The sequence below is a fragment of the Pseudonocardia sp. ICBG601 genome (assembly GCF_020496245.1).
This window is the reverse complement of record NZ_JAHLJA010000027.1, coordinates 65320-78510: the sequence shown is the minus strand read 5'-3', so window position 1 is coordinate 78510 and position 13191 is coordinate 65320. Positions and strand designations below refer to the sequence as shown.

Here is a 13191-nt window from a genome sequence, read left to right as displayed (position 1 = left end):
GACAGCGTCAGACTGCAGGCGTGGACTCCGAGATCCTGGAGCGGGTGCGCGAGGTCGTCCGGTCGATCCCGCCCGGACAGACCCTCAGCTACGGCGAGGTGGCCGAGCTCGCCGGGATCCGCTCGGCGCGTCTGGTCGGCCGGATCCTCGCCGAGGACGGCCACGACCTGCCGTGGCACCGGGTGCTGCGCTCCGACGGGCGCTCGGCCCCGCACCTCGCCGCCGAGCAGGCGGCCCGGCTGCGGGCCGAGGGGATCCTGATGGTCGACGGCCGGCTGCCCCGTGAGCACCGCAGGCGCTGACCGGCCTCACCCGCCACGGCGCGCGCCGATCCCGGCGACGATCGCCTCCACCCCCCAGGTGAAGGCCTCCTCCGGCAGTGCGACGACCTCGTCGCTCAGGGCGTGGCTGAGCGGCTGCGCGTCCGGGTCGAGCCGGGCCCGGCGGTGCTCGGCGGTGTACGCGGCGCCGCGGACCGGGTCCCGGCGCTCCTGCTCCTCGATCACGAACCCGACGACGTAGGCGTTCACCGTGGCCAGCGCGCGCTGGGCGTCGAGCGGGGCGAACCCCGCGGCGACGAGCGCGGCCAGCGGCACCTCCAGGGAGCGCAGCGCCTCGTCGTCGAGCAGGCGGGTGCCGGCGACGAGCATCGCCCCGTCCCGGTAGCCCAGCAGCGTGTCCCGGGTGCCGGCCGCCGCGGTCCGCAACAGTGTCGCCCAGTCCGACCCGGCCGCCTCCCCGACGCGCTGCAGCACCCGCCGCACGACACGCGTCGCCATCTCGTCGCGCAGCGCCGCCATGTCCGGCAGGTGGTAGTAGAGCGCGCCCGCACGCACCCCGAGCCGAGCCGCCAGCGCGCGGGCGGTGATCGCGTCGAGCCCGCCGTCGGCGAGCAGCTCGAACGCCGCGTCGACGATGGCCTCGCGGTGCAGCGCCACCGGACCCCCCTTGACGTTGAACAGTGTTCAGAGGAGTGTAGGCCACCTGGATTTGAACAATGTTCAACGGAGGTGCCCCATGAAGGCCGCTGTCGTCACGTCGTTCACCACCCCGCCCGCGTACGCCGACTTCCCGGATCCCGATCCGGTCGCCGGGACGGTCGAGGTGCGCATGCTCGCCGCCGGGGTGCACCAGCTGGTGCGCTCGGTCGCCGCGGGCAGCCACTACTCCGCGGGGGACCGGCTGCCGTTCGTCGCCGGCGTCGACGGGATCGCCGAGTTCGACGACGGCCGCCGCGTCTACACCGGTGGCTGCCCGGACCCGTACGGGACGATCGCCGAACGCACACTGGTCCCGGCCGGCTGGGCCGTGCCCGTCCCGGACGCGCTGCCGACCGAGCTCGCCGCGGCCGTGGTCAACCCGGCGATGTCGTCGTGGATGCCGCTGGCCGACCGCGGTGTCCCGACCGGCGGGACGGTCCTGGTCCTGGGTGCGACCGGCGCCTCCGGCTCGCTGGCGGTGCGGATCGCGCTACACCACGGCGCGGGCCGGGTGGTCGCGGCCGGGCGCGACCCCGCCGCGCTGGAGCGGGTCTGCGCCGACGACCGCGTCGTCGGCGTCCGGATCGGCGAGGACCCCGCCGCGACGACCGCCGCTCTCGTGGCCGCGCTCGACGGCGGTCCCGACGTCGTCCTCGACTACCTGTGGGGCCCGGTCGCGGTCGCGGCGTTCGACGCGCTGCGCTCGGGCAGCCTGCAGCACGGCGGGCGGGCGGTGCGCTACGTGCAGATCGGCTCGCTCGCCGGGCGGACCGTCGAGCTGGACGCGGCGATCCTGCGCGCCCGCCGGATCGAGGTCACCGGCAGCGGCGGCGGGAGCATCGACCCGGCGCTGCTGTTCGCCGAGCTGCCGCGGCTGCTGGACGCCGTCGTCACCGAGGGTCTCGACGTGCCGGTCCGGACCGCGGAGCTGGCCGACGTCGAGCGGGCCTGGACCGCCGACGGGCCCGGGCGCCTGGTGATCACCACCGGGTGACCCGTCGTCGCCGACCGAGACACCCCGGTCAGCGGGGAGCGCGGCCCTGCACCCAGGTCGCGCCGCGGTCGTCGTCGGTGCCGATCCGGGCGGTGAGCCCGTGCGCGGTGAACACCTCCGCCAGCACCGGCGCCTGTGCGGTGCCGGTCTCGATGAGCAGCGTCCCGCCGGGAGCGAGCCACTCCCCCGCCCCGGCGGCGACGCGGCGGGCCGGGCCGAGGCCGTCGGCGCCGCCGTCGAGCGCGGCGCGGGGCTCGTGGTCGCGGGCCTCCGGGGGCATCGACGCGATCGCGCCGCTGGGTACGTAGGGGGTGTTCGCGACGAGCACGTCGACCCGGCCCCGCAGCCGGCCGGGGAGCGCGGCGAACAGGTCGCCCGTGTGCACCGTCCCGATCCCGGCCAGGTTCGCCGCGGCACAGGCGGTGGCGACCGGGTCGGCGTCGGCCGCGTGGAGATCGACGGCGCGGGAGTCGGCGGCGCGACTGTCGGCGACATGACGGTCGGCGCCGTGACGGTCGGCGGCGGCCCGGCGGGCGACGGCGAGGCCCAGCGCACCGCAGCCGCAGCAGAGGTCGACCACCAGCGGTCGGTGCCCGGGAGCGAGGGCCGGCAGGGCGGCGACGGCCGCGTGCACCAGTGCCTCGCTGCGACGGCGCGGCACGAACACCCCGGGGGTGATCCGCACCCTCAGCCCGTCGAAGTCCACCCGGCCCAGGACGTGTTCCAGCGGTTCACCGGCGATACGACGCCGTACGAGTGCCTCCCGCTCCGGGCCGTCGGCCGCGGTCGCGAGCAGCGCCGCCTCGTCCTCGGCGAACACGCAGCCCGCCGCCCGCAGCCGGGCGACCAGGTCCGGGTCGGGCCGGGGCACGGTCAGGCGGCGAGCACCGCGGCGGCCCCGGCGGCGTAGCGCTTGAGGACGGCGGCGACCACGTCGTCGTGCACGCCCAGCGGGTCGGCGACGACGTCGGCGCCCGAGCCGAGCAGCCGTGTCTGGAAGACACCGGGTGCCAGCAGCCAGGACGCGACCGCGACCCGCTGTTCCCCGGCGTCGGGCAGCCGGGCGACCAGCTCGGCCACCGACGGGCTGCCGGTGGCGGCGAACCCGACCGGGACGGGACGGCCGACCCGGCGGGCGAGCATCCCGGCGCTCGCGTGCACCTGGGCGACCGCGGACGGGTCCGACGAGCCGGCCGCGGCGAGGACGACGGCGTCGCCGTCGCGGTAGCCGGCCGTGCGCAGCCGGTCCAGGGCCGCTGCGGCGAGCAGCGGGTCGGGCCCCATGGAGCGGGTCACCGCGAACCGGGCCGGGTCGGCGCCGGCCTCGGCGAGCTGGGCGGGCAGGTCGGTGCGCACGTGGTAGCCGGCGGCGAGGAACGCGGGGACGACGACGGCGCCGTCGTGGCCGCGGTCCCGCAGCCCGATCACGGCGTCGACGACCTTCGGACCGCGGACGTCGACGTAGCAGATCTCGACCTGCGGGCCGCGTGCGGCGACGGCCTCGGCGAGCGACCGGATCACCGCGTCGGCGGCGTCGGAGCGCGACCCGTGCGCGACGAGCAGCAGCGGGAGTCCGGTCACCGGGTCACCTCCGGGTCCTCGGCGCAGTGCGCGCCGTGCTCGGGTTCCAGTGCGAGCCGGTAGCCGCGGCGCACCACGGTCTGCACCAGGCCGGGGACACCGAGTGCGGCGCGGAGCCGGGCGATGGCGTTCTCGACGGCGTGCTCGTCGCCCGCACCACCGGGCTGCGCGGCGAGCAGCTCGGCACGGGACACGACCCGGCCGGGCCGCCTGGCGAGCAGCCGCAGCAGCGCCATCGGCGTCGGCGGGAGCGGGCAGAACCTGCCGTCGACGAGCACCGCGTGTCCGCGCAGCTCCAGCTGGTGGCCGCCGACCGGGAGCCTGCGGGCACGGGCCGGGGCGACGGACTCGCAGGTCCGCACCATCGCGCCGAGCCGGGAACGCTGCGGCTGCACGGTCGGCACGTCGAGCGCCTCCAGCGGCGCCGCGGTGACCGGGCCGACGCACAGCGCCAGCACGGGGCCGCGCAGCGCGGTGAGGAGCTCCTCGCGCAGACCCCGCTCCCCGGCACGGGCGAGGATCCCGGCCGCGGCGGGGGCGCTGGTGAACGCCAGGACGTCGATCCCGCCGGCCAGGGTGGTGTCGATCAGCCGGTCCAGCGGGGCGAGGTCCAGCGGCGGCGCCCACCGGTAGACCGGCACCGTCACGACCTCGGCGCCCGCCATCTCCAGCGCGTCGACGACGTCGGGCAGCGGCTCGCCGTGCAGCTGCACAGCGATCCGGGTCCCCTCGACGCCGCGGTCGAGCAGGTGCTCCAGCACCTCGGCGGTGGACTCCGACTCCGGGGACCAGGCGTCGACCAGGCCCGACGCGCGGATCGCGCCGCGCGCCTTGGGCCCGCGGGCCAGCATCTCCGACCGGCCGAGCGCGGCGAGCAGCTCCTCGCCCAGCCCCCAGCCGTCGGCGGCCTCGATCCAGCCGCGGTAGCCGATCCCGGTGGTCGCGACGGTGATGTCCGGTGGTGCCGCGACGAGCTCGCGGGTGCGGCTCTCCAGGTCGGCGTCGTCGGCGAGGGCCACGATGCGCAGCGCGGGCCCGTGCTGGACGGTGGCGCCGCGGCGCTCCAGCATCGTGGCCAGCTCCTCGGCGCGCCGGGCCGCGGTGATCCCGACGGTGAACCCGGCCAGCGGTGGCACCGCCGCCGCGTCGGGCGCGGCGGCGACGTCTCGTGCGGCGGATCGGGTCACCGGTTCTCCGTTCCTCCGATGTCCCGGCCGGCCGGCGCTGAGGACGCGCGGAGATGGCCGGGAGCGTCGCGGGTGGTGGTGGGCACGACGGTACGGGAAGGGGCGTTCACCGTAGCCCGACCTGCAGCTCCTCGCCCATCACCCGGACCACGAACGCGGGCAGGCTCACAGCGTCGCCCTCGTCGGCACCCGCCAGGCAGCGGCCGTCGCGCAGGGCGAAGACCTGCTTGTACAGCGGCGAGGCGACGGTCGGCTCGCCGCCGCGGTCGCCGACGATGCCGCGGGAGACGACCGCGGCCCCGGTGAACGGGTCGATGTTGCCCAGTGCGTACACCGAGCCGTCGGCGAGACGGAACAACGCGACCTGGGTGTCGCCGACGAGTGCGGCGACCCCCCGGCCGGGCTGCAGCCGCTCGACCGGGCAGACCGTGAGCCAGCCGGTGGGCTCGGTCCCGGCCGGGGCGGGCGCGGCGGTCGTGGTCGCTCCGGTGCTGGTGGCGGTGGTGGTGCTGGTGCTGGTGGACGCGTCGAGCTGGGTGCTCATCGGGAGGACACCTCCGGGAGGCCGATCAGGACGGGCTCGTCGGGACGGCCGGGGGCGGGGACGTTCTGTCCCCGCTCCTCGACGAAGCGGACGGTGGGGTCGGGGGTGTCGGGCGCGTTGACGAAGGACACGAACCGCTCCAGCTTCTGCGGGTCGGCCAGGACGCCGGCCCACTCGTCGGCGTAGGAGTCGACGTGGCGGGCCATCGCGGCGTCGAGCTCGGCACAGATGCCGAGCGAGTCGTCGACGATCACCGCGCGCAGGTGGTCCAGCCCGCCCTCCATCGCCTCGATCCACGGCGCGGTGCGCTGCAGCCGCTCGGCGGTGCGGACGTAGAACATCAGGAACCGGTCGATGGTGCGCACGAGCGTCTCGGTGTCGACGTCGGAGACGAGCAGCTCGGCGTGACGCGGGGTGAAGCCGCCGTTGCCGCCGACGTAGAGGTTCCAGCCGTGCTCGGTGGCGATCACGCCGAAGTCCTTGGAGCGGGCCTCGACGCACTCGCGCGCACAGCCGGAGACGCCGGACTTGAGCTTGTGCGGGCTGCGCAGCCCGCGGTAGCGCAGCTCCAGCTCGACGGCGAGGCCCACCGAGTCCTGCACGCCGTAGCGGCACCACGTCGTGCCGACGCAGGACTTCACGGTGCGCAGCGACTTGCCGTAGGCGTGTCCGGACTCGAACCCGGCGTCGACCAGGCGTCGCCAGATCGCGGGGAGGTCCTCGACGCGGGCGCCGAACATGTCGATCCGCTGCCCGCCGGTGATCTTGGTGTAGAGCCCGAAGTCGCGGGCGACCTCGCCGATCACGATCAGGCCCTCGGGGGTCACCTCGCCACCGGCGATCCGCGGGACCACCGAGTAGGTGCCGTTGCGCTGCATGTTGGCGAGGAAGTGGTCGTTGGTGTCCTGCAGCGTCGCGCGCTCACCGTCGAGGACGTGCTCGTTGTAGAGCGACGCGAGGATGGACCCGACCACCGGCTTGCAGATGTCGCAGCCCGAGCCGCGGCCGAAGCGGGCGACCAGGTCGGAGAACGACCGGATGCCGGCCCCGGCGACGATCTCGAACAGCTCCGCGCGGGAGTGGTCGAAGTGCTCGCACAGGGCCTTCGAGACCTCGACACCCTGCTGCTCCAGGATCCGGGCCAGCGCCGGGACGCACGAGCCGCAGGTGGTGCCCGCGCGGGTGCACGCCTTCAGCTCCGGCACGGTGTGCGCGCCGTCGGCGATCGCCGCACACAGAGTGCCCTTGGTGACGGCGTTGCACGAGCAGATCTGCGCGGAGTCGGGCAGCGCCGACGCGTCGGGCTCGGCCCCGCCCTTCGAGATGAGGGTGACCGGGTCGTCCGGCAGCCGGGACCCGACCAGCGGGCGCAGCGAGCCGTAGCGCGAGGCGTCGCCGACCAGGACCCCGCCGAGCAGCGTGGACGCGTCGTCGGACACGACCAGCTTGGAGTAGGTGCCCTCGACCGGGTCGTTGACGACGATCTCCAGCGCGCCCTCGGTCGTGGCGTGCGCGTCGCCGAAGCTCGCGACGTCGACGCCGAGCAGCTTGAGCTGGGTGGACATGTCCAGCTCCTCGGGCGTCATCCGGGCCTGCCCGCCGAGCAGCCGGTCCGCGACGACCTCGGCCATCGCGTAGCCGGGCGCGACCAGGCCGTAGGTGCGGCCCTCCAGGGCGGCGCACTCGCCGATCGCCCACACGGCGTCGTCGGAGGTGCGGCAGCGGTCGTCGACCCAGACCCCGCCGCGTTCGCCGACCGGCAGGCCGCAGTCGCGGGCGAGCTGGTCGGAGGCGCGGATGCCCGCGGAGAAGACGACGAGGTCGGCGTCGAGCTCGACGCCGTCGGAGAGCGTCCCGACGAGCCGACCGCGGTCGGCGGACACCGCGGACAGCGACACCCCGGTCCGCACGGCGATGCCCTGGGCGGTGACCAGCCGCTTGAGCAGCGCGCCGCCGCCCTCGTCGACCTGGACCGGCATCAGCCGTGGCGCGATCTCGACGACCTGCGGCGACAGCCCGAGCAGCCGCATCGCGCGGGCCGCCTCCAGGCCGAGCAGCCCGCCGCCGACGACGATCGCCGACGGCCGCCCCTTGCGAGCCGGGTCGTCGGCTGCCGCCGCGGCGGCCGCCTTGATCGCGTCGAGGTCGTCGGGGGTGCGGTAGACGAAGCAGCCGGGCAGATCCTTGCCGGGCACCGGCGGGACGAACGGGTACGAGCCGGTGGCGAGCACCAGCGCGTCGTAGGCCAGGGTGCGGCCGGACGCGGTGGTGACGCGGCGGACGTCGCGGTCGATCGAGGCCACGGCGTCGCCGAGGTGGTAGGTGACGAGCGGATCGCTGCGCAGGTCGTCGTCGTCGAGGCGCAGCTCCTCCTCCGACTTGCCGTCCACGTAGGAGGACAGGGCGACCCGGTCGTAGGCGCGGCGGGTCTCCTCGCCGAGGACGGTGATCTCCCAGTCCCCCGCGGTGTCACGGTCCCGGACGGCGGCGACCAGGCGGTGGCCGACCATGCCGTTCCCGACGACCACCAGGTGGCGGCTCATGTGCATCTCCTCCGTCACGATCGCTCGGGAACGACGGTAGGAACGCGGGATTACACGGGGACTGTGCGCGATTGCAGCGCCGTTACGAGGTCCTCATTCCGGGTGGCGTCCCGGTGTGAGATGCGGGCTCGTCATCAGCGGACGCCGAGGTGCTCAGCGGCTGTCGACAGGTAGGGCATCGCCGACCAGGCCTGGCGGTCCCCGATGACACAGAAGCAACGCTGCGCCCGGGTCACGGCGACGTTGACCAGGTTCGGCGCCGAGGTGACCCACCTGCGGGCGCCATCGGAGCCGCCGCCGAGCACGAGGACCACGGCTTCGGCCTCGATACCCTGCACCGAGTGGAGGGTGCCGACCTTCACCAGATCGTCCTCCGTCGGCTCCTTCAGCCGCTTCGCGTCACGGCGGAGCCGACCGGCTGCAGCCCACCGGACGTCAGTGAACGGCGTGACGACGCGGATTCCGGAGACCGGCAGCTCCCTCCGGAGCTTCGTGACCACATCGGCGAGCATCTCGATCTCCTCCTCGACGACATGTCCCCGCGCCTGGCCGCGGACGTCGAACCACACGCTCGGCAAGGGGAACTCGCCGATCCGTTGCGGGGTGCCGAACACCATCGGGGTGTGGCCATAGGCGATCGTGTTGGCGATGTCGAACATCGGCCGGTCGCACCGCCGGTGAACGCGTAGCGGGGCGCCGATCCAGTCGTCGGTCGCCCGGGCTGCCGTCGGGTCGCGCGGGGGCACCCGCCGGCCGAACCGGTTGAGCCGGTCGGCGGCGGTCTGCGCGGAGCGCGCATCGGGGAGCCACTGCTCGTCGACGGCGAAGTGGCGGGCCAGAGCACGTTGAGCCGGACGGGGAGTGGTCACGATCGGTTCCAGCTGCATCGGATCGCCGATGATCACCGCGCGCCGACAGCGTGACAGCCCCCCGACCACCGACTCGCGGTCGCCTGGCCGGCCTCGTCGACCACCAGCCAGCCGAGCGCATCGACCTCGACGCGATCGAACAGGCGCGGCAACGACGCGAAGGTCGTGGAGACGACGGGGACGGTGAGGAACAGGCCTTGCCACGCCGCAAGAACCGCTGCGGGTGGCATCCCGCCCGGATCCGCGAGTACCCGGCCGGCGGTGATGAGCATGCGCCGGAACCGGGTCGGCGCACCCAGGACGAATGCCTTGTGCAGGGTCAGCGCCGCGAGGAACAGCTCCGACCGCGCCCGGTCCAGCTCCGGATCCGCCCAGGGGGCGGTCAGCTCGAAATCCGCGTCGTCGGCGTCGGCGACGGGTGGCAGCGTCGGCGCCGTACGCACGATCTCCTCGGCGCGCGCGAGATCGCCCCGCATCGTCGCGTGCTTCCGGTCGAGCCCGGTCAGCTGCTCTTCGGCCTGCGCGGTCGCGGCCCGGGCCGCGTCGAGCTCGGTCTCCGCGGCTTCCCACTGCTCTCGCGCGGTCCGCTGCCGTCCACGCAGCTCGACGCCGTCGGCGTACCAGCTGCGTCGGACCGCCCACATGCTGAACAGAGAGTCCCAGAAACCAGGCTTGCCCGCGACGTGACGATCGAGATCGGCCGTGGCGTCGTCGAGCCGGGCTCGCAGCCGGGATGCCCGGTCGGCCGCCGTCCGTTCCTCCCCGCGGCGCGCCGCGACGATCTCACCCTGGGCTCGCAGCTCCCGTTCGGCCGAGGTCGTCGCGTCGCGCAGCTCCGGCAGAGCGGAGACGGCGGCCGCGACCGCTGTCTGGGCTGCCGTACGTCGCGCGACCTCGTCGCATGCCGCCCGGAACCGTCGACGGGCCTCGGACCAGGACGGTCCCGACGCCGAGCCCGTCGTCAACCGGTTGAGAAGGCCGACCCGCCGGGGCGCCGGTGCGCCTCCCTTGGGGCGGGGCGCTCCATCACCGTGCAGGACTCTGCTGGTGAAGGCACGGTTGTTGCTCCGGTTGCCCAGCGCCGCGGCGACGAGTCCCCAGGACGGGCCTTCGAGCAGATCGTCGGTGAGCTCGGGAAAGTAGTCGCACCGGTCACGCGCATCGAACTCCGCGGCCACCGCCTTCGCCCCCGGGATCTCGTGGGTGATGTTCTTCGCCGCGTCGTTGCCGTTCGTCGCGACGACCACCTCGAAACCGGTCAGCTCGGGCCGCAGCAGATCGATCTCGCGAAGCTTCTCCCCGTCGTCGTAGGTCAGCACGCCGCCGAATCCGTCGGAGGGCCGCTCGAGGGTGGCGAGGACCTTCGCCCGGTCGACCACGAGCGCGGCGATGAGGTCGCGGATCAGCGTGGTCTTGCCCGTTCCGGGTGGGCCGTTGACCGCGAACAGCCCTGACGAGCTGGACAGCTCGGCATGGATCGCGTCGACGGCGAACTGCTGTGCCATCGCCAGGGGGCGGTCGCTCTCCGTCGGCCACCGGCCCGCGGGCTTGCACTCAGGGCCGACCAGCTTCAGGACCTCGTCGCGGTGGTCCTGCACGTCGCGGCGCCGCTCGTCATCGATGTCGGCGTCGGCCGTGAGGTAGTCCCGCAACGCGCGGCCTGCCCCGCCGTCGCGCAGCAACGCCGCGATCCGGTCCAGGTCGTCGGCGATCATGCTGTTGAGCAGGGGCGCCTCCAGCGGCCGCGGCGGGCGGTCGGGACGCCGTCGCCGCTGCCAGCACTCGACCCGGATCCCGGCCGGCTGCAGGACGTCCGCGATGCCGAGCGCGGCGGAGAGTTCCCCCACGAACTCGGTCAGTTCCGTCGCGGTCAGGTCGTGCATGGTGACCCGGTGGACGGGCGTCGGTACGGCCGAGCCGCCGGCGGGCTCGGTGTCCCCGCGCGGCCCGGCTGCCCGGCGTGCGGTGAGCACCTTCTCCACGAACTTCCCGGCCACTCCTCCGGCGATGGTGCCGATCAGAGGACCCGCGATCGTCCCGACCACGGGTCCCACGAGCGCCCCCATCGCCGCGGTGACGATCCCGTCGACCCCGGTGCCGGCGGACTTGGCCCCCTCATCGAGCGCATCGCGAGCCGCGGAGGTGACCTGTGTGCGGACCGCGGCACCCGCACGCGAGACGACCGACCGGTCGGTTCGCCCGCTGTCCCGCGCCGGCGGGACGGCGGACGGGGGTGACACGACGGGAGGGTCGCTCAACCCGGTCAACGCCCGCCGGAGCGCGCTCTGCTCCCGTGCCAGACCGTCGAGCCATTGCGCTGAACCCGGCCCTGGGGAACGGAGCCTGCCGGTGGCCCACGCGGCGCTGGACAGCACCGGGGTATCCGGCCCGATGACCCCGTCCGGGCCGACGACGAAAGCGATGACCGCGGACGTGACGCCCTGCGCCCGGGTGCCGGCGGTGTAGGGCGACTCGGGGCCGAACGCCGAACAGAGCTGGTCCACCACTCGGGCGGCCTCGTACAGACCGAGGTAGACCGTGTAGCACCATTCGTAGTCGGACCGGATCGGCCGTCGTTGTACCGGGTGCTCGGGTTGCCACGGCAACAGTCCGTCCGAGGCGACGTCGACGACCACCCGCGGCTGCTCCTGCACCGGATCGGGCACCTTCTGCACGTCGAACAGCTCGACGGCCCGCCAGAACCCCACGATGTCCGACGCCCGTCCGCTCGAGCCCACGCTGTACCTCCCGGTGACCGTCCACCCGGGATCGTAGATCGGTCAGGGCACTCACCGGAACGGAACGACTACATTCGGTGCCCGGCGGACGGGGCGTCAGGCGACCTGGACCTCCGGCGGGTCGATGTCGGCCAGCCAGTCCCGGATCCCGCAGACGACGTCGCGGCAGCTCCCGCAGCCGGTGGCGGCCCGGGTGCGCCGCGAGAGCGCGTCGACGTCGTGGGCGCCCGCGCGCCAGGCGCTGACCAGGGTGTTCTTGGTGACGCTGTTGCAGCGGCAGACCACGGCGGTGCCCGGCATCCGGACGGGGTCGGTGGCGGAGGACGCCTCCCCCGGCAAGGCCCGGCCGAGCAGCAGCGCGAGCCGGTCCTCGGGGGCCGGGGCGCCGGAGTCGTACAGCTCGGTGATCATGGCCGCGGCGTCGGGGAGTCCCATGAGGACGGCCCCGACGACGCGGTCGTCACGCAGCGCGAGCACGCCGTAGCGGCCGCGGCGTGGGTCGGAGACGCGCAGCTCCTCCTCGCCCGCGGTGGGGTCGCCGAGGGCGGCGAGGTCGATGCCGCGGGCCTTGAGCCGGGTGACCGGGCGGGTGCCGCGGTAGCGCGCGGCGGGGTCGGTGCCGGTCAGCAGGTCGGCGAGGACGGCGGCCTGCTCCCAACCGGACTGCACGAGCCCGCCCGGGGCACCGGCGTGCTGGGCACAGTCGCCGACGGCGTGCACCCGGCCGTCGTCGGTGGCGAGGCGGTCGTCGACGAGGATCCCGCGGTCGACCGCGAGCCCGGCGTCGGCGGCCAGCCCGGTGTTCGCGCGCACCCCGGCGGCGACGACGACGTGGTCCGCGGCGACCCGGGAGCCGTCGTCGCAGTCCAGGCCGGTGTCGGGATCCCAGGCCTTGGCCCCGACGCCGCAGCGGACGTCGACGCCGAGCCCACGCAGCGCGGTCGCGAGCACGTCTCCGGCGCCCGGGTCGAGCTGGCGCTCCATCAGGTGGGTGCGCGGGTGCACCAGGGTGACGGCGACGCCGCGTCCGGCGAGCCCGCGGGCGGCCTCGACCCCGAGCAGCCCGCCCCCGACGACGGCGATCCGCGCGCCCGGCACCGCCACGTCGAGGATGCGCTCGCAGTCGTCGAGATCGCGGAACAGGCTCACACCGCGGGTGGGCACGTCGCGGTCGCCCGCGTCGGCGAGGCCGTCGACCGGCGGGAGCCAGGCCCGGCAGCCGGTGGCGAGGACCAGTTCGTCGTAGGGGTGGGTGGTGCCGTCGGCGGCGTGGACGACGCGCGCGGCCCGGTCGAGCTTCGTCGCCGCGACACCGGTGTGCAGGTCGACGCCGTCGACGACGGGGAGCGCGACCATGGCGGGTCGCAGCCCGCCGGCGAGCACGGTGGACAGCAGCACCCGGTTGTACGCAGGGCGGGACTCCGCGCCGAGGACGGTGAGCGACACCCGCTCGCCGTCGGGGTCGCGCCGGCGGACCTCCTCCACGAAACGGGCACCCACCATGCCGTGCCCGATCACCACCACGCGCCTGCTCATGCCATCGACGGTAGGAATGGGGGGTTACGAGGGGAACGCCCGCCATTGCACGGGCGTTACGAGGTCCTCATTCTCGGCGGGCGCAGACCGTGAGCCGGGACCCACCCACCTCGGCGCCCGTGCCGGGACCGACGAGGCGGGCCGAGGGCGTGCGAGGTGCGGCGGAGCCCGTGCCGGGTGCCGCGGCCACCAGGGGATCGACCACCGCAGGGTCCTCCC

Annotated in this window: 11 protein-coding genes; 2 read left to right on the top strand and 9 right to left on the bottom strand. The window is 74.8% G+C overall.

The window, feature by feature from the left end:
• The first annotated feature begins 20 nt into the window (after positions 1 to 20).
• Positions 21 to 302: an MGMT family protein gene (locus KPL57_RS10075; RefSeq protein WP_020622958.1), complete on the top strand. Its 282-nt coding sequence runs from the start codon at positions 21 to 23 to the stop codon at positions 300 to 302.
• A gap of 6 nt (positions 303 to 308) precedes the next feature.
• On the opposite strand, the gene KPL57_RS10070 is transcribed toward KPL57_RS10075, so the two are convergent.
• Positions 309 to 938, bottom strand: coding sequence for a TetR/AcrR family transcriptional regulator C-terminal domain-containing protein (locus tag KPL57_RS10070; protein ID WP_226351380.1), 630 nt, complete (start codon positions 936 to 938; stop codon positions 309 to 311).
• Between the two features lie 79 nt (positions 939 to 1017).
• On the opposite strand from KPL57_RS10070, the gene KPL57_RS10065 reads away from it, so the two are divergent.
• Positions 1018 to 1974 carry a zinc-binding alcohol dehydrogenase family protein gene (locus KPL57_RS10065; protein WP_226351379.1) on the top strand — a complete coding sequence of 319 codons (957 nt, stop codon included), beginning with the start codon at positions 1018 to 1020 and terminating at the stop codon, positions 1972 to 1974.
• A gap of 28 nt (positions 1975 to 2002) precedes the next feature.
• Here the strand turns inward: KPL57_RS10065 and KPL57_RS10060 are convergent, their stop codons facing one another.
• The 8 genes from KPL57_RS10060 to KPL57_RS10025 all read right to left on the bottom strand — a co-directional run bounded on the left by KPL57_RS10060 (position 2003) and on the right by KPL57_RS10025 (position 12972).
• A complete protein-coding gene (locus KPL57_RS10060) occupies positions 2003 to 2845 on the bottom strand; it encodes a putative protein N(5)-glutamine methyltransferase (RefSeq protein WP_226351378.1) in 843 nt (280 codons plus the stop codon).
• A 2-nt stretch (positions 2846 to 2847) separates the two neighbouring features.
• Complete coding sequence (locus KPL57_RS10055; RefSeq protein ID WP_226351377.1) at positions 2848 to 3555, bottom strand: sirohydrochlorin chelatase; 708 nt, start codon at positions 3553 to 3555, stop codon at positions 2848 to 2850.
• Positions 3552 to 4742: a uroporphyrinogen-III synthase gene (locus KPL57_RS10050; RefSeq protein ID WP_226351376.1), complete on the bottom strand. Its 1191-nt coding sequence runs from the start codon at positions 4740 to 4742 to the stop codon at positions 3552 to 3554. Before KPL57_RS10050 ends, KPL57_RS10055 begins: the two co-directional genes overlap by 4 nt.
• 106 nt (positions 4743 to 4848) lie before the next feature.
• Positions 4849 to 5286 carry a nitrite reductase small subunit NirD gene (gene nirD / locus KPL57_RS10045; RefSeq protein WP_226351375.1) on the bottom strand — a complete coding sequence of 146 codons (438 nt, stop codon included), beginning with the start codon at positions 5284 to 5286 and terminating at the stop codon, positions 4849 to 4851.
• Positions 5283 to 7829 (bottom strand): nitrite reductase large subunit NirB, encoded by a 2547-nt coding sequence (nirB, locus tag KPL57_RS10040; protein WP_226351374.1) that lies wholly within the window; start codon positions 7827 to 7829, stop codon positions 5283 to 5285. Before nirB ends, nirD begins: the two co-directional genes overlap by 4 nt.
• A gap of 134 nt (positions 7830 to 7963) precedes the next feature.
• On the bottom strand, positions 7964 to 8488 hold the full coding sequence (locus KPL57_RS10035; protein WP_226351373.1) for an AAA domain-containing protein: 525 nt from the start codon (positions 8486 to 8488) through the stop codon (positions 7964 to 7966).
• 242 nt (positions 8489 to 8730) lie between these two features.
• Positions 8731 to 11436 carry a DNA helicase gene (locus tag KPL57_RS10030; RefSeq protein ID WP_226351372.1) on the bottom strand — a complete coding sequence of 902 codons (2706 nt, stop codon included), beginning with the start codon at positions 11434 to 11436 and terminating at the stop codon, positions 8731 to 8733.
• 96 nt (positions 11437 to 11532) lie between these two features.
• Positions 11533 to 12972: an FAD-dependent oxidoreductase gene (locus tag KPL57_RS10025; RefSeq protein WP_226351371.1), complete on the bottom strand. Its 1440-nt coding sequence runs from the start codon at positions 12970 to 12972 to the stop codon at positions 11533 to 11535.
• Between the last annotated feature and the right edge of the window lie 219 nt (positions 12973 to 13191).